This is a genomic window from Microbispora sp. H10830, assembly GCF_014161375.1.
Classification (GTDB): Bacteria; Actinomycetota; Actinomycetes; order Streptosporangiales; family Streptosporangiaceae; genus Microbispora; species Microbispora catharanthi.
Genome location: NZ_JABBWX010000004.1, coordinates 18,258 through 34,369 on the forward strand (window position 1 = coordinate 18,258; position 16,112 = coordinate 34,369).

Here is a 16,112-nt window from a genome sequence, read left to right on the forward strand (position 1 = left end):
CACCGCGCCAGCGGGGAAACACATCGCAAGACGCTTATGCGTTGCTACGGTGAGCGCATGACGGCAGAGGCATGGAGCGAAGCGCCATTGAGTGACACGCACGGTCTCCCCAGTTGGATCTTCCCTCCGGCGGAAGGCTTCACGGCGGCCGACCTCGATCACATGCCGCAACTTCCTGCGCACACAGAGTTGATTGATGGAAGCTTGGTCTTCGTGAGCCCCCAAGCCTCCTTTCACAGCCTGATGCTGTTCCTGCTGGAGCGGGAACTGCGCCGGTTCTGCCCGGCCCACCTGCGCGTGCGCCGTGAGATGAGTGTCGTCCTCGGGCTTCGCCAAAGGCCCGAACCCGATCTGGTGATCCTTCGCGCCGAGGCGGTGCAGGGGACGAGTGAGACCGCGTACGAGGCGAGTGACGTGCTCTTGGTCGTCGAGGTCGTCTCGCCGGACTCGGAGGAGCGGGACCGCAAGCGCAAGCCGCAACTCTACGCGGAGGCGGGGATCGCCCACTTCTGGCGGATCGAGAACCAGTCCGACCGGCCCACGGTCTACGTCTACGAACTCGACCCGGCAACCACGTCGTACGCGCTGACCGGGATCTACCACGACCGGCTCAAGCTGTCGGTGCCCATCGAGATCGACATCGACCTCACCGAGATCGACGCTCTCTGAGCTTCGCCTTCACGAAACCGGCGGCAGAGCGGGCGCGGGGCTGCCGCCACCGGCGAGGAATCACCCATTGCTCCTCTGGTTACCCGCGCGTATCGTCCAGAGTTGAGCATCGCTCACATTCACGCGCGTGAACAGCACCACCCTCGGTCCCTTCACCCCCTGACACCGCGAAGGGAAGTTCCCCCATGCACGCGCGCCTTCGACGGGCGATCATCGCTGCCGCCACGCTGGCCCTCGTCGCCGTCGGCCTGCCGGCGGCGCCGGCCGCCGCGGCCCCCTACTACCCGCCCGACGACTACTGCCTCGGCCAGTGCGCGGACGTCCTGCCGCCCGGCCAGAACGGCAACGCCACGCTCGTGGACATCCTGGGCAACCAGACCCTCGGCACGTATCCGGCCCACAGCAAGGACCAGCTCGGCAAGTACGCCGACCTCGTCTCGGGCTACACCGGCCTGACCGACGAGCAGATCTCCGCGTTCTTCAACGACAGCGCGTTCGGCGTGCCGGCGAACCAGGTCGACAGCACGGTCAGCCCGCGTTCGGACGTCACCATCGTCCGCGACAAGGCGACCGGCGTCCCGCACGTCACCGGCACCACCCGCGAGGGCACCATGTTCGGGGCGGGATACGCCGGCGCGCAGGACCGCCTGTGGCTGATGGACCTCATGCGCCACGTCGGCCGGGGCGAGCTGACGCCGTTCGCCGGTGGCGCCGCCGGCAACAGGGAGCTGGAGCAGAGCGTCTGGCGCAACTCCCCTTACACCGAGGCCGACCTCCAGGTCCAGATCGACCGGTTGAAGACGACCGGAACCCGGGGCGCCCAGCTCTACGCGGACGTGCAGAACTACGTCGACGGGATCAACGCGTACATCGACCACTGCATGGCCAACCGCGACTGCCCGGGTGAGTACGTGCTCACCGGCCACCTCGACGCGATCACGAACAAGGGCGGCCCGGAGGACTTCCGGATGACCGACCTGATCGCGATCTCCGGCGTGATCGGCGGTCTGTTCGGCGGTGGCGGCGGCGCCGAAATGCAGTCCGCCCTCGTACGCGTGGCCGCGCGGGCGAAGTACGGCGCCGCCGAGGGCGACCGGGTGTGGGCGGCCCTCCGCTCGCAGAACGACCCGGAGACCGTGCTGACCCTGCACAGCGGGCAGAGCTTCCCCTTCGGGGCGGCCCTGGCCGGCGCGACCGGAGTGGTGCTGCCCGACGCGGGGACGACCGCGCCGGTCGACATCACGGCCAACGAGACCGGCACCGCGACATCCGCGACCACGCAGGTCAAGAGCGCGTTGACCGGGCTCACTGTGGACAACTCCAAGCCGGAGATGTCCAACGCCATCGTGATCTCGGCCGCCAAGGCGACCGGCGGCCACCCGATCGCCGTCTTCGGCCCGCAGACCGGCTATTTCGCGCCGCAGCTGCTCATGCTGGAGGAGCTGTCCGGGCCCGGCATCCGGGCGCGCGGCGCGGCGTTCGCCGGGCTCAACCTCTACGTGCTGCTCGGACGCGGCACCGACTACGCCTGGAGCGCCACCTCCGCCGCCGAGGACATCACCGACACGTACGCCGTGACGCTGTGCGACCCGAACGGCGGCACGCCCACGATCTCCAGCGACAACTACCTCTACCACGGCGTCTGCACGCCGATGGAGACGCTGAAGAAGACCAACTCCTGGAAACCCAACACGGCCGACTCCACCGCCGCCGGGTCGTACGACCTGGTCGTCAAGCGGACCAAGTATGGCCTGGTCACCTGGCGGGGCACGGTCGGCGGCGTGCCGACGGCGTTCACCGCGCTGCGCTCGACCTATCAGCACGAGGCGGACTCCGCGATCGGCTTCCAGATGTTCAACGACCCGGCAGAGATGGGCTCGGCGGCGGCCTTCCGCAACTCGGCCTCCACCATCGGCTTCGCGTTCAACTGGTTCTACGTGAACTCCGCCGACGCGGCGTACTTCATGTCCGGCAACGTCCCCGTGCGGTCGGCGGTGTCCGACCCGAACCTGCCCATGACGGGCGACGCCGCCCACGAGTGGAGCGGCTTCGACCCGGCGGCCAACACGGCGTCCTACGTCCCGCCCTCGGCGCACCCCCAGGCGGTCAACCAGGACTACTTCGTGAGCTGGAACAACAAGCAGGCCAAGGACTTCGGCGCGGCCGACGGCAACTTCAGCTTCGGCGCGGTCCACCGGGCCGACCTGCTCGACGCGCCCGTCAAGGCGGCCCTGTCCTCGGGCACCCTCGACCGCGCCGGGGTCGTGAAGATCATGGCGTCGGCCGCCACGACCGACCTGCGCGGGTGGAAGGTGCTGCCCAAGCTGCTGCGCGTGATCGACAGCGCGTCCGTCTCCGATCCCGCGCTGGCCTCGGCCGTCTCCAAGCTGTCCGCCTGGGCCGCCGTGGGCGCCAAGCGGGAGGAGACCGCCAAGGGCAGCAAGACCTACGCGCACGCCGACGCCATCCGGATCTTCGACGCGTGGTGGCCGAAGCTGGTGCGGGCGCAGTTCCGGCCCGGGCTGGGCGACGGGCTCTACCAGGCGCTGGTCAACGCGCTGCAGATCAACGAGTCGCCGTCCGGGCACCAGCAGGGCGACGTCTCCTCACTGCCCGGATCGGCCAACGAGGCCCAGGCCCACAAGGGTTCGTCGTTCCAGTACGGGTGGTGGGGCTACGTGGACAAGGACATCCGGGCCGTGCTGGGCGACCCGGTGGCCGCTCCCCTGGCGGCGAAGTACTGCGGGACGACCGTGGCGGCCTGCCGTACGGTCCTGCTGGACAGCCTGTCGGCGGCGCTGGCCGAGCCGGCGGCGACGACCTACCCGGGTGACGACTCCTGCTCGGCGGGCGACCAGTGGTGCGCCGACGCCGTCCGGCAGTCGCCGCTCGGAGGCGTCAAGCACTCGCTGATCTCCTGGCAGAACCGGCCGACCTACCAGCAGGTCGTCTCGTTCCCGGCGCACCGCGGAGACGACGTGACCGATCTCGCCCTGGGCCGTACGGCGAGCGCGTCCAGCACCCAGGGCTCCAACAGCGCGGCGAAGGCCGTTGACGGGGACCCGGCCAGCCGGTGGGCCAGCGGGTGGAGCGACAACCAGTACGTCCAGGTCGATCTCGGCTCGGCGAAGACGGTGGGACGGGTGATCCTGCGCTGGGAGACGGCCTACGGCTCGTCGTACCGGATCCAGACCTCGCAGGACGGCGCCGCGTGGACCACCGTCGCGCAGACGACCACGGGCGACGGCGGCGTGGACAACGTCACGTTCGCGCCGGCCGGCGCACGGTACGTGCGGATGCAGGGCGTCAAGCGGGCCACCGGCTACGGCTACTCGCTGTACTCCTTCGAGGTGTACGGCACGTAGGACGACGGTCAGCCCGGCTCGCGCCAGCCCTCGCCCTCCTCGGCGAGGGCGTCGAGCCGGGCGAGGTCGGCCGGGCCGAGGGCGCCGTCGGGGTCGTCCACGACGACCACCCACTGGGCGTCCTCGGCGTCGTCCTCGCCCGCGAGCAACTCACGGACGACGCCGGGAACGCCGAGTGCCGGGAACAGCTCGGCCACGCTTTCCGCGGACTCCTCCGCGCTGTCCCGCTCGGGGAACACCAGCAGGTGACGCACCGCTCCTCCGCAAACAGACAGGTCGCCCGGTCACCCACCGGTCGACACCGCCCAGCGGATCCCGAGCCGGCCGGGCGTGAACACCGCAGTCTGCCCGCGCCGTCTCTCCACGGCGCCGGGCGCACAAGTCCAGAATCCCCGAGATCACGGCGAGCCGCAAAGTAGCGAGGTGTCGGCGGCGGGACAGGACAGGCGTGCTGGTGGTGACCGGGGTTCGGTTTCCCGAACCGCGAATTCGGGGGCGGGCACGATCGATCGCCGTGTGCCGCTCGCCGAGGATGAGGGCATGGCGGAGATCACAAGAGATATCGAGGTGGGAACAGCCGCCCGCGCGGAGAACCTGCATCGTGAATACGGGCGCGGGGCTGCCGGGGTGCGGGCGCTGCGCGGGGTGTCGGTGGCCTTCGCACCCGGCACGTTCACGGCGGTGATGGGGCCGTCGGGCTCCGGCAAGACCACCTTGCTGCACTGCCTCGCGGGGATGGACCGGCCTACTCAGGGCTCGGTCTGGTGGGGCGATACAGAGGTGTCCCGGCTGCCGGAACGGCGGCTGGCGGAACTGCGGCGCAGCCGGGTCGGGTTCGTGTTCCAGGCGTTCAACCTGATGCCGGCGATGACGGTCGCGCAGAACGTTGAGCTTCCCGGCCGGCTCGCCGGCGAGCGGCCTGACCGGGGCCGGGTGCTGGACGCGCTCGCCCGGGTGGGGCTGGCCGGGCGAGAGCGGCATCGGCCCGGCCAGCTGTCCGGTGGGCAGCAGCAGCGGGTGGCGATCGCCCGGGCGCTCCTCACCCGCCCTCGGGTGCTTTTCGCCGACGAGCCGACGGGGGCGCTCGACCGGGCCACCGGCCACGAGATCCTCGCCCTGCTGCGGGCCGGTGTGGACCGGGACGGCCGGACCTGCGTGATGGTGACTCACGATCCGGTGGCCGCCGGTTACGCGGACCGGGTGCTGCTGCTCGCCGACGGCGTGGTGGTAGACGAGCTTGACCGGCCCACCGCCGCCCAGGTCGGCGAACGCCTGAGCCGGTTGGGTGGGTGAGCGTGATGGCCGCGATCGCCCTCGGGCAGATGCGTCGGCGTCCGGCGGCCTTCATCGGCCTGGCGGTCGCGCTCTTCCTCGCCGTCGCCACCGTGACGCTGTTCGGCTCGCTGTTCGCCACCGATGTCATGGCCTCGGCGGCCACCCCCGGGGCGACCGCCGGGCCCGGACTGGTGGTGATCGCCGGAGTCTTCGGTGAGATCGCCGTGCTCATCGCGTTCTTCGTGGTGGTCAACGCGCTGGGCTTCGCGGTGCGTCAGCAGCATCGTGAGCTGGCCCTGCTGCGCACGATCGCGGCGACACCCCGTCAGACACGGCGGCTGGTCCGCGGCCAGGTCATCGCGACGACGTTGCTGGTGACGGCGCCGGGATGGGGCGCCGGCGCGGCGGCGGCCCGTCGCCTCCTCACCGAGTTGCAGCGGCGGGGAATGGCGGCGCCGGGCGTGCGGGTGCCGGGGACACCGGTGCCGATGCTGGTCGCGCTGGCCGCCGCGCTCGCCGTCGGCCTGGCGGCGTCGGCTGTCGCCGCCCGGCGGATCACCGCGATCGCGCCCGCGGCCGCCCTCACCGCGAGCTCGGCCGAACAGGGGCGGACGGGTGCGCCACGCCTGCTCGCCGGAATCGGTGCCCTGGTCGGCGGCGTCCTGCTGCTGCGACTGGCCGCGACGCGGCCGCCGGAGCAGTCGGACAAAGCGGGGCAGGCGGCGTTGCTCGGTGCTCTGGTGCTGCTGATCGCGGTCGCCCTGGCGGGGCCGCTCGCGGCGCGCGTCCTGGCGGCCGCGCTGGGGGCGCCGGTACGACCTCTGGCGCCGGGTGCGGGGTGGCTGGCCGACGCCAACCTGCGGGGATACGCGCGGCGATTGTCGTCCGCCGTGGTGCCGGTCGCACTGCTCGTGGGACTCTCGGGCACCATGGTGATCATGACGCGTACCGCCGAGCACAGCGCGAGTGGGACGGCGGCCAGTGTCGCCTCCGCCACGGACGTCTGGCTGCGCCAGGCCGAGTTGGCGCTGCTGGCCTGCTTCGCCGCCGTCTCCGTCGTCAACACCTTGGTCGCCGTGACCGCCGACCGGCGCCGCGAGTTCGCGCTGCTGCGACTGGTCGGCGCCACCCGGTCGCAGCTGCTGCGCATGCTGACCACGGAGGCGGTGCTGACCGCGGCGGTGGGTGTGCTGCTCGGCACGGCGGTCGCGGGCGCGGCGTCGGCGGCGTTCAGCACCGCGGTGACCGGCTCGGTGGTGCCGTCCGTCCCGGTGGCCGCCTGCGGGTGGATCGCCGCGGGCGCGGCGGCGCTGACCGTTCCGTGCATCCTGGCCACGGGCCTGGCGGCGATTCACGGCCCGGCGGCGGAGCTGGTGAGCGGTGGCCGTGGCTGAGCGGCGCCGGTACTTCTCCGTGCGGGGTGGCGAATGGGCCTTCGCCGTCGTCGGACTGCCGCTCGCGGTGGTCGGCGCCGTCTACGCACTCGCCGTTGTGTACGCGGGAGCGCTGCTCTCGCTCACGGTGCTCGGCCTGCCGTTCGTGGCCGCCGCGCTGCTGGGCGCGCGTGGGCTCGGCGCACTGCACCGGTGGCTGCTCCAGCGGTTGCTCGGCGAGCGCGTCGAAGCCCCGGACGGGCTGCCCCGCCCGGTGGGCCTGGTCGCCCGCGGCCGTGTCGTGCTCACCGATCCGGTCGCCTGGCGGGCGCTGCTGTACCTGGTGCTACGGTTGCCGCTCGGCGTGCTCGGGTTCGCCGCCGCCGCGGCGCTTCCCCCGGGTTGCGGTTGGCTGGTCGGCTTTCCCCTCTGGGGCCGCCTGCTGGAACCGGGCCCGCGACCGATCACCTGGATGGATGCCGCCTCCGTCGTGCTGGGCCTGCTTCTGCTGTCCGCAGTGCCCGGCGTGGTCCGGGCGCTGACCGGGGTCGACCGGCGGCTCGCCCGGTCGCTGCTCGGCCCGGCCCGTGCCCAGCGGCGCGTCCGGGAGTTGGAGACCGCCCGCGCCACCCTCCTGGCGGAGAACACCGACCGGCTTCGCCGTCTTGAGCGCGACCTGCACGACGGCACCCAGGCGCGGCTGGTCGCCCTGGCCATCACCCTCTCGCTGGCCGAGGACGCCCTCGTTCCCGCCGAGGGCCCGGACCTCGGGCGGCTGCGCACCCTGGTGGACCTTGCCCGAGGCCAGACCGACGACACCATCGCCGAGCTGCGACGGCTCGTGCGGGGCATTCATCCGGCGGCGCTGGACAACGGCCTCGGCGAGGCGTTGCCGGAGCTCACCGCCACTACGCCCTTGCCGGTTACCGTCCGCCTCGACCTGCGGGAACGCCCGGACGAGGCAGTCGAACGCGCGGTCTATTTCTGCGCCGCCGAGCTGCTCACCAACGTCGCCAAGCACAGCGACGCCCGCTCGGCCGAACTCGCGGTCAGCGCGGCCGACGGCCGGGTCAGCCTGACCGTGCGCGACGACGGCTGCGGCGGCGCGGCACTCGGCGCCGGCACAGGCCTGACCGGTCTGGCCGGGCGGCTCGCGGCGGTGGACGGCGTCCTGCGGATCGACAGCCCGCCCGGCGGGCCCACGGTGGTCACCGCCGAGCTGCCGGCTCGCCTGTGCTGAGAGATCAGCTCCCGCTCTCCGCCAGGTAGGTGAGGACGGCCTTCACCCGCCGGTTGTCGGCGTCTGTCGCCCGCAGGCCGAACTTGGCGAAGACCGCGGCGACGTGCTTCTCCACCGCCCGCTCCGACACGACCAGCAGCGCGGCGATGGAACGGTTGGAGTGGCCCTGCGCCATCAGCTCCAGCACCTCGCGCTCGCGTGGCGTCAAAGCGTCCACCCGGCCGCGCCCTCCACCGCGCACCAACCGGGTGACCACCTCCGGGTCGAGCGCCGTGCCCCCGTCGGCGACCCGGTGCAGCGCGTCCACGAACTCGGAGGTGCGGGCGACGCGTTCCTTCAGCAGATACCCGATGCCCGCCGCGCCGTCCGCCAGCAGCCGGGAGGCCGCGGCGATCTCGACGTGCTGGGAGAACACCAGGATGCCGACCTCGGGCATCCGCGCACGGATCTCCACGGCCGCACGGATGCCCTCGTCGGTTTGCGTCGGCGGCATCCGGATGTCCACCACGGCCACGCTGGGCCGGTGCTCGACCACCGCGGCGAGCAACTCGGGCGCCGTCCCGGCGGTGGCCACCACCTCGCATCCCCGGACGCCGAGCAGCTCGGCCATCCCGTCACGGAGCACGACGGAATCCTCGGCCAGTACCACGCGCAGCCGCCTGTCCATCACGACGCCATTATGGGACCCGGCCGCCGGCCGGCGCTGCTCGGTGCTGTGGCCGCGAAACAGCGGCGGGTGCCGGCACGTGTCGATTCACACCGTGCCGGCACCCGCTCAGGCGATCATGCTCAGGCGCCGCGGAGCTGGGCTCCGGTGCGCTCGGCGGCGAGGGCGACGGCGGCGTCGCGCGCCGCCGTGGTCTCCTCGACCGTGAGCGTGCGGTCGGGCGCCCGGAACCGCAGCGTGTACGCCAGGGACTTGTTGCCCTCGCCCACCTGCGGGCCGGTGTAGACGTCGAACAGCCGGATCGACTCCAGCAGCTCGCCCGCCCCGGCCCGGAGGGCGGCCTCGACCTCGGCGACCGGGGTGGAGGCGGCGACGGTCAGCGCGACGTCCTGCGTGGCCACCGGGTAGGCGGACACGGCGGGCGTCTGCACCGGCCCGTCGGGGCTGAGCAGCGACAGCTCCAGCTCCATCGCGCAGGTGCGCGGCGGCAGCCCGTAGGCCTCGACGACCCGGGGGTGCAGCTCGCCGGCGTGACCGACCAGCACCGGCTTGCCGGTCTCCGCGTCGGTGACGGTCAGCGCGGCGCACCGCCCGGGATGCCACGGCTCGTGCTGGTCGGCCCGGACGCCGAGCTCCACGCCCGCCGCCCGCGCGACCGTGCGGGCCGCCTCGACGGCGTCCGCCCAGGACGCCTGCCGGCCCTCGCCCCACCAGCCGGAGCGCTCGAACTCACCCGCCAGCACCACGGCCACCCGGAGCGGCTGCCTCGGCAGCGCCGTCTCGATCGCCGCCAGCTCCTCCTCCGTGGGCCTGCGGTCGACCGGGAGGACCGGAGCCGTCGCCGGGGCCTGCGGCTCGGGCCGGTAGACCAGCCCGGACTCGAACAGCGCCACGTCGGCGAAGCCGCGGCCCACGTTGCGCACCAGGATCTTCAGCAGGCCCGGCAGCAGCGTGGTCCGCATGTACGGCTCGTCCTCGCTGAGCGGGTTGACCAGCCGGGTCGCCCGCCTGCGGGGGTCCTGCTCGGGCAGCAGCAGATTGTCGAGGTCGCGCGGCCCCATGAACGGGTAGGCGAGCACCTCCACGTATCCCGCGTGGGCCAGGGCGCCGCCCACCCGGCGGCGCAGCCGCTGCGCCTCGGTCAGCCCGCCCCCGGCAGGAGCGGGCGGCAGCACCGACGGGATGAGGTCGTACCCCTCAAGCCGGATGACCTCCTCCGCGAGGTCGTTCGGGTCGGTCAGGTCGGGGCGCCACGTCGGCGGTGTGACCGTGATCAGGTCGTCGCCGTGGACGGCCAGCCGGTCGGCGAGGTCGCCTGAGGCGAGCACGCCGGTGGCCGCGACGCCGTGCCCGGCCGTCGCGGCGGGGGCGGCGCCCTCCGTCACCACGCAGCCGATCTGCTCCAGCCTGCGGATCACGCTCTCCCGCTCGTACGTCACGCCCGCCACCCGGCTGGGGTGGTCGGCCGGGATGGTGATCCGCACCGGCGAGACCTCCACCTGGGCGTGGGTCACTCCGGGACCGGCGACGGCCCCGCCCAGCTCGACCAGGAGCTGGACGGCACGCCACGACGCGGCCAGGGGCAGCTCGCGGTCGACGCCGCGCTCGAACCGCTTGGACGCCTCGCTCACGAGGTTGTGCCGCCGCGACTCGCGGGCGATGCCGGTGGCGGAGAAGTGCGCCGCCTCGATGACGATGTCGGTCGAGGTCTCGGAGATCTCCGTGTGCAGGCCGCCCATCGTGCCGGCCATCGAGATCGGGCCCGAGTCGTCGGTGATGAGGATGTCCTCGTCGTGGAGCGTGCGCACCACGTGGTCGAGCGTCTCCAGCGTCTCCCCCGGCCGGGCCCGCCGTACGACGATCGGGCCGGACAGGCGCGACCGGTCGAAGGCGTGCAGGGGCTGGCCGAGCTCCAGCATCACGTAGTTGGTGATGTCGACAGCCAGCGAGACCGAGCGCATGCCGGCGCGGGCCAGCCGCACCCGCATCCACAGCGGAGACTCGGCGGCCGGGTCGAAGCCGGTGACCGAGCGCAGCACGAACCGGTCGCAGGCGGTGGGGTCGGCGATCGCCGCGGGCCAGGACTCCCCGCCCCCGGACTCCGCCTCGCTCGCGGCCGGGTCGCGGAACGGCACTCCGAACGCGATGGCCGCCTCACGCGCGACGCCGCGGATCGACAGGGCGTATCCGCGGTCGGTCGCGACCTCCAGTTCGAGCACGTCGTCACGCAGGCCGAGCAGCTCGACCACGTCGGCGCCGATCGGGGTGTCCTGCGGCAGCAGCAGGATGCCCGGGGAGGACTCGGCGATGCCGAGCTCGGCCTCCGAGCAGATCATGCCGTCGGAGAGGCGCCCGTAGGTCTTGCGGGAGCCGATCTCGAAACCGCCGGGAAGCACCGCGCCGGGCAGCGCGACCGGAACCACGGCGCCCTCGGAGAAGTTCGTCGCGCCGCACACGATCTCGCGCGGCGTCGCCTCCCCCACCTCGACCTTGCAGTGCCGGATGGGCTTCTTGAACCCGGTCAGCTCCTCGATCTCGAGGACCCGGCCGACCACGACGTTCTTGATCTCGTGGCCGTGCGAGTGGATGGCCTCCAGCTTGAGGCCGGCGGCGGTGAGCCGGTCGGCCACCTCCTGGGCGGTGACCGCGGGGAGATCGACGTACTCCCGCAGCCATGAAAGCGGGACCTTCATCAGACCTCCATTCCGAACGGCAGGGTGAACCGGATGTCGCCCTCGACCATGTCACGCATGTCCTCGGCGTTGTGGCGGAACATCAGCGTCCGCTCCACCCCCATGCCGAAGGCGAATCCCGAGTAGACGGCGGGGTCGACGCCGCAGGCGAGCAGCACGCGCGGGTTGACCATGCCGCAGCCGCCCCACTCGATCCAGCCCTCCGACTTGCAGGTGCGGCAGGGCGGGTTGCCCGGCACCGCCGAGGAGCCGCGGCAGACGAAGCAGCGCAGGTCGAGCTCGGCCGACGGCTCGGTGAACGGGAAGTAGTGCGGCCGGAAGCGGGTGGTGATACCCGCGCCGAACATCACCTCGGCGAACCGGTCGAGCGTGCCCTTCAGGTGGGCCATCGTCAGCCCCTTGTCGACCGCCAGGCCCTCGACCTGGTGGAAGACCGGCGTGTGCGTGGCGTCCAGCTCGTCGGTGCGGAAGGTCTTGCCCGGCGACACCACGTACACCGGCAGCGGGCGCGACAGCAGGGCCCTGATCTGCACCGGCGAGGTCTGGGTGCGCAGCACCTTCCCGGAGTCGACGCTCTCCACGAAGAACGTGTCGTGGTCGGACCTGGCCGGGTGGTCGGGGGCGATGTTCAGCGCGTCGAAGTTGAACCACTCGCCTTCGAGCTCGGGCCCCTCCGCCACCTCGTAACCCATCGCCACGAACGCGTCGGCGATGCGCTCCTGCAGGGTGGTCAGCGGGTGCCGGGCGCCGCGCGGCGCGCGGTCCCAGGGCAGCGTGACGTCGACCGTCTCCTCGATGAGGACCCGCGCGTCCCGCTCGGCCTCCAGCTCGGTCTGGCGCGTGGCGAGCGCCTCGCCGATCGCCTTGCGCGCGGCGCCGATCCGCTTGCCCGCCTCGGCGCGCGCGGCGGGCGGCAGTGCGCCGATCTCACGGTTCGCCAACGCGATGGGCGAGCGGTCGCCCACGTGCGTCAGCCTGGCCTGCTTCAGATCGTCGAGGTCGCGCGCCGCGGCGATGGCGGCGAGAGCGTCGGCCTGCGCCCGCGCGACCTCGTCGGCGTGCAGCGGCGTCACCTCGACCGGGTCATAGGTGTTCGACAAGAGAGAGCTCCGTATCCAGGGGCCTGCGAGCGCCCTGCGCTCAGCGTGGTCAGTTTAGTCCGATCAGCCCACCGGGCCGTCCTTCGCGCGATCGGCCTGTGGAAAGGCTCAGGCGAAGTCAGGGGTGCCGGTGGGCAAGGTAAATCGGAACTCCGCGCCGCCGCCGGGCGCGCGCTGCACGCTGATGGTGCCGCCGTGGGCCTCGACGAGGCCCTTGACGATGAACAGCCCGAGGCCGGTCCCCCCGCGGCGGCGGCCGTTTCCCCGCCAGAACTGGCGGAAGACGCGGCCGACCAGCTCGGGCGCCACGCCCTCACCCTGGTCCCGCACCGACACCGCCACACCCCATTCGACCGGCTCCACCACTATGGTCACCGTACCGCGTCCGTGGCGCACCGCGTTTTCCACCAGGTTCGCGAGAATCTGGTCAATCTTGTCCTGGTCGAGCCACATCTCCGGCAGCTCGCCGAGGATCTCCAGCCGGAAGCGGTCCTCCGGCTCCCCCGCCGCCACCCGGCCCGCGATGATCTTGCGGGCCCGGGCCGGCACGTCCACGATCTGGCGGTGGACCTCCACCCTGCCCGACTCGATGCGCGAGACGTCGAGCAGCTCGGTGATCAGCCGCGTCACCCGGTCGGCGTCGGCGTTGACCGTCTCCAGCATGACGCGCTTCTGAGCGTCGGTGAAGCGCTCCCATTTGGCCAGCAGCGTCGCGGTGAACCCCTTGACGCTGGTCAGCGGCGAGCGCAGCTCATGGGCCACGGTCGAGACCAGGTCGGCGCGGCTGCGCTCGATCCGGGCGCGCGCCGAGGCGTCGCGCAGCGTGATCACGACGCGCTCCACGCGTCCGCCACGAGGCGGCGTGCGGACGAAGCGCGCGGCGACGAGCATCTCCTGGCGGCCGGGCAGGTGCAGCGGCCGTTCCGGCTGGCGGCTGCGGATGGACAGCCCGCCCTGCGGGTCGAGCCACTTCCACCAGTCGCGGCCGTCCTGGTCGCGCATCGGCAGCACGTCGCCGATGAGCCTGCCCACCGCCGCCTCGCGGGTCACCCCGGTCAGCCGCTCGGCGGCCCGGTTGACCATCAGGATCACGCCGTCGGCGTCGGTGGCGACGAGGCCGTCGGGAAGGTCGTCGACGTCGATGCGCGCCCGCCCTCCGGCGTCCCCCTCAAGGGCACCGCCGGGGGTGTCGTCACCTCGCACGAGACCGCCTCCTCGAGCTCCGGAACTGCGCGCGCCGCCGCGTCCTGCGCGACTCCTTCGCCGACAATAGCGGGTTTCCCGGGCTCGGCAGCAGCCTCAGAGCGCGGGGGTAGTGGGATCTTCCACGGAATGTAAGGTCTGCCGCTGAGCGCGCGCGGAGGCGTACAGGCAGACCGCGGCAGCGGTGGCGAGATTGAGGCTTTCCGCCCGCCCGTAGATCGGGACGCGCACCACCTCGTCGGCCAGCGCGAGGAGCTCGGGCGGCAGGCCCCACGCCTCGTTGCCGAACAGCCAGGCGGTGGGCACGTCCATGGCGACCTCGTCGAGCGTCCGGGTGCCCGCGCCGTCGGCCGCGAGCACGCGCAGCCCCGCCTCCCGCGCGTGCCGTACGGCGTCCGCCACGGGAGTGCCGGTCACGACCGGCAGGTGGAACAGGCTGCCGGCGCTGGCCCGAACGCACTTGCCGTTGTACGGGTCCACTGACGCGTCGGTGAACACCACCGAGTCGGCGCCCGCGGCGTCGGCCGTACGCAGGACCGTGCCCGCGTTGCCGGGATCGCGCACGTGGGCGAGGATCGCCACCAGCCGGGCCCCCCGCGGCACCGCCTCGGCCAGCGGGACGTGCACGAACCGGCACACGGCCAGCAGGCCCTGCGGGGTGACCGTCTGGGTCAGCTCCGACATGACCTCGCCGCTCGCGCGGTGGACCGGGACGCCCGCCGCCACGGCGGCGGCCACGATGTCGGCGTGGCGCGTCTCCGCCTCGACCGTGGCGAACAGTTCGACCGTGACGTCCTTGAGCGCGAGGGCCTCGCGGACCGCCTGCGGCCCCTCCGCCAGGAACGCCCGGTCGCGGTCCCGGAAAGCCCGCTTGGTCAGCCTGCGGGCCGCCTTGACGCGCGGCGACTTGATGTTGGTGAGCTCCGCCATGCCCCGCTTGTTCCCCCTTGACGTGAATGAGGGCCCGCCGCAGGCGGCGAGCCCTCGTCTTTGCGCAGGTGTCAGGCGACCGGCGCGTTCACGTCGGACGGGAGCGCCTTCCTGGCGGACTCGACCAGCGTGGCGAAGGTCTGCGTGTCGTTCACCGCGAGGTCCGCGAGGATCTTGCGGTCCACCTCGATGCCGGCCAGGCGCAGGCCCTGGATGAACCGGTTGTAGGTGATGCCGTTCGCGCGGGCGGCGGCGTTGATCCGCTGGATCCACAGCCGGCGGAACGTGCCCTTCTTGTCCTTGCGGTCCCGGTACGCATAGGTCATCGAGTGGAGCATCTGCTCCTTGGCCTTGCGGTAGAGCCGCGACCGCTGCCCGCGGTAACCGCTCGCCCGCTCGAGGACGACCCGGCGCTTCTTCTTGGCGTTGAGCGCCCGCTTCACGCGTGCCATGTTGTTCTATCTCCCCGGGTCGTTACTTCGCGAGCAGCTTCTTGATCTTCTTGGTGTCGGCGTCGGACATGACGACGACACCCTCGAGACGGCGCGTGCGAGTGGACGGCTTGTGCTCGAACAGGTGCTGCCGGTTGGCGCGGCGGCGGACAACCTTGCCGGATCCGGTGAGCCGGAACCGCTTCTTCGCACCGCTGTGCGTCTTCATCTTCGGCATCTCAGCCGTCTCTCCTCTTTCGTCCGTGCCGACGGCCCAGGCCGGTAACCCGGGCCGGCGGCCTGCCTTACTCCGCGAGACCGCCCCGGTCTCGGTTTCCGTGTACGTCTTCGGCGCCCCGCCTGGTGGTTCAGGCGGGCGTCACTGCGGCTGCGCGGCCTGCTCCTCGGCGGGCTCTGCCTCCTGCTGGTCGGTGCCGCGGGCCTTTGCGGCGGCCTTCTCGGCCTTCGCCTCGGCCTTCTTCTTGTGCGGCCCGATCACCATGATCATGTTGCGACCGTCCTGCTTCGGCTGCGACTCGACGAACCCCAGGTCGGTGACGTCCTCGGCGAGGCGCTGCAGGAGCCGGAAGCCCAGTTCCGGCCGGGACTGCTCGCGACCCCGGAACATGATCGTGACCTTGACCTTGTCTCCCGCCTTCAGGAAGCGCACGACGTGACCCTTCTTGGTCTCGTAGTCGTGCGGGTCGATCTTCGGCCGGAGCTTGATCTCCTTGATGATCGTGTGCGCCTGGTTGCGGCGGGCCTCGCGCGCCTTCATGGCCGACTCGTACTTGAACTTGCCGTAGTCCATGAGCTTGCAGACGGGCGGGCGGGCCGTGGCCGCAACCTCCACCAGGTCGAGATCGCTCTCCTGCGCCAGCTTCAGTGCGTCGCCAATGGAGACGATGCCGACCTGTTCGCCGTTCGGGCCGACGAGGCGCACCTCGGGCACGCGAATACGGTCGTTGATGCGGGGCTCGGTGCTGATGGGACCTCCAAAAGACTTCCGCTTGTCTCGACCGCGCGGAGCAAAAACAAAACCCCGCACGTCACGCATGCGGGGTCACTGAGCTCTCCTGCTGAAAACTCCGGTGTGATCCTGGACCCGTCCGCCTTTCGGCGGAGCAGGTGGGAGGAGGACCTCCGCTTGCGCGTCCAGCTCATGC

14 protein-coding genes are annotated in these 16,112 nt (G+C 72.1%); 5 read left to right on the top strand and 9 right to left on the bottom strand.

Annotated elements, in window-relative coordinates:
• Positions 1–162: 162 nt before the first annotated feature.
• Together HHX35_RS12430 and HHX35_RS12435 are read left to right on the top strand one after the other, a co-directional pair.
• Positions 163–669 carry a Uma2 family endonuclease gene (locus HHX35_RS12430; RefSeq protein ID WP_310739095.1) on the top strand — a complete coding sequence of 169 codons (507 nt, stop codon included), beginning with the start codon at positions 163–165 and terminating at the stop codon, positions 667–669.
• 185 nt (positions 670–854) lie between these two features.
• Positions 855–4,034, top strand: coding sequence for a penicillin acylase family protein (locus HHX35_RS12435; protein WP_182899009.1), 3,180 nt, complete (start codon positions 855–857; stop codon positions 4,032–4,034).
• A gap of 8 nt (positions 4,035–4,042) precedes the next feature.
• On the opposite strand, the gene HHX35_RS12440 is transcribed toward HHX35_RS12435, so the two are convergent.
• Positions 4,043–4,288: a hypothetical protein gene (locus HHX35_RS12440; RefSeq protein WP_182899010.1), complete on the bottom strand. Its 246-nt coding sequence runs from the start codon at positions 4,286–4,288 to the stop codon at positions 4,043–4,045.
• A 286-nt stretch (positions 4,289–4,574) separates the two neighbouring features.
• On the opposite strand from HHX35_RS12440, the gene HHX35_RS12445 reads away from it, so the two are divergent.
• The 3 genes from HHX35_RS12445 to HHX35_RS12455 are packed head-to-tail and all read left to right on the top strand — an operon-like array spanning position 4,575 to position 7,922.
• Positions 4,575–5,327: an ABC transporter ATP-binding protein gene (locus tag HHX35_RS12445; protein WP_182899011.1), complete on the top strand. Its 753-nt coding sequence runs from the start codon at positions 4,575–4,577 to the stop codon at positions 5,325–5,327.
• Between the two features lie 5 nt (positions 5,328–5,332).
• A complete protein-coding gene (locus tag HHX35_RS12450) occupies positions 5,333–6,703 on the top strand; it encodes an FtsX-like permease family protein (RefSeq protein WP_182899012.1) in 1,371 nt (456 codons plus the stop codon).
• The gene (locus HHX35_RS12455) at positions 6,696–7,922 is read left to right on the top strand and encodes a sensor histidine kinase (RefSeq protein ID WP_182899013.1); all 1,227 of its coding nucleotides are present in this window, start codon (positions 6,696–6,698) and stop codon (positions 7,920–7,922) included. The genes HHX35_RS12450 and HHX35_RS12455 overlap by 8 nt, the downstream gene beginning before the upstream one ends.
• Positions 7,923–7,926: 4 nt before the next feature.
• On the opposite strand, the gene HHX35_RS12460 is transcribed toward HHX35_RS12455, so the two are convergent.
• The 8 genes from HHX35_RS12460 to infC all read right to left on the bottom strand — a co-directional run bounded on the left by HHX35_RS12460 (position 7,927) and on the right by infC (position 15,934).
• Entirely contained in the window at positions 7,927–8,577 is a 651-nt protein-coding gene (locus HHX35_RS12460; RefSeq protein ID WP_220505386.1) for a response regulator transcription factor, read from the bottom strand.
• 134 nt (positions 8,578–8,711) lie between these two features.
• A complete protein-coding gene (locus tag HHX35_RS12465) occupies positions 8,712–11,282 on the bottom strand; it encodes a phenylalanine--tRNA ligase subunit beta (RefSeq protein ID WP_182899014.1) in 2,571 nt (856 codons plus the stop codon).
• The gene (gene pheS, locus HHX35_RS12470; RefSeq protein ID WP_182899015.1) at positions 11,282–12,382 is read right to left on the bottom strand and encodes a phenylalanine--tRNA ligase subunit alpha; all 1,101 of its coding nucleotides are present in this window, start codon (positions 12,380–12,382) and stop codon (positions 11,282–11,284) included. The genes HHX35_RS12465 and pheS overlap by 1 nt, the downstream gene beginning before the upstream one ends.
• 108 nt (positions 12,383–12,490) lie before the next feature.
• Complete coding sequence (locus HHX35_RS12475; protein WP_182899016.1) at positions 12,491–13,585, bottom strand: ATP-binding protein; 1,095 nt, start codon at positions 13,583–13,585, stop codon at positions 12,491–12,493.
• Between the two features lie 96 nt (positions 13,586–13,681).
• Positions 13,682–14,515: an RNA methyltransferase gene (locus HHX35_RS12480; RefSeq protein WP_182899017.1), complete on the bottom strand. Its 834-nt coding sequence runs from the start codon at positions 14,513–14,515 to the stop codon at positions 13,682–13,684.
• Positions 14,516–14,586: 71 nt separating this feature from the next.
• Positions 14,587–14,967, bottom strand: a complete 381-nt coding sequence (gene rplT, locus HHX35_RS12485; protein WP_139575007.1) for a 50S ribosomal protein L20 — start codon at positions 14,965–14,967, stop codon at positions 14,587–14,589.
• Positions 14,968–14,989: 22 nt separating this feature from the next.
• On the bottom strand, positions 14,990–15,184 hold the full coding sequence (gene rpmI, locus HHX35_RS12490; RefSeq protein WP_030504936.1) for a 50S ribosomal protein L35: 195 nt from the start codon (positions 15,182–15,184) through the stop codon (positions 14,990–14,992).
• Between the two features lie 141 nt (positions 15,185–15,325).
• Positions 15,326–15,934, bottom strand: a complete 609-nt coding sequence (gene infC, locus HHX35_RS12495; protein WP_205825815.1) for a translation initiation factor IF-3 — start codon at positions 15,932–15,934, stop codon at positions 15,326–15,328.
• Between the last annotated feature and the right edge of the window lie 178 nt (positions 15,935–16,112).

Coding starts and splice junctions, on each gene's coding strand:
- HHX35_RS12430 (WP_310739095.1), top strand. CDS start 163: ATGCCGCAACTTCCTGCGCACACAGAGTTGATTGATGGAAGCTTGGTC.
- HHX35_RS12435 (WP_182899009.1), top strand. CDS start 855: ATGCACGCGCGCCTTCGACGGGCGATCATCGCTGCCGCCACGCTGGCC.
- HHX35_RS12445 (WP_182899011.1), top strand. CDS start 4,575: ATGGCGGAGATCACAAGAGATATCGAGGTGGGAACAGCCGCCCGCGCG.
- HHX35_RS12450 (WP_182899012.1), top strand. CDS start 5,333: ATGGCCGCGATCGCCCTCGGGCAGATGCGTCGGCGTCCGGCGGCCTTC.
- HHX35_RS12465 (WP_182899014.1), bottom strand. CDS start 11,282: ATGAAGGTCCCGCTTTCATGGCTGCGGGAGTACGTCGATCTCCCCGCG.
- HHX35_RS12480 (WP_182899017.1), bottom strand. CDS start 14,515: ATGGCGGAGCTCACCAACATCAAGTCGCCGCGCGTCAAGGCGGCCCGC.
- rplT (WP_139575007.1), bottom strand. CDS start 14,967: ATGGCACGCGTGAAGCGGGCGCTCAACGCCAAGAAGAAGCGCCGGGTC.
- rpmI (WP_030504936.1), bottom strand. CDS start 15,184: ATGCCGAAGATGAAGACGCACAGCGGTGCGAAGAAGCGGTTCCGGCTC.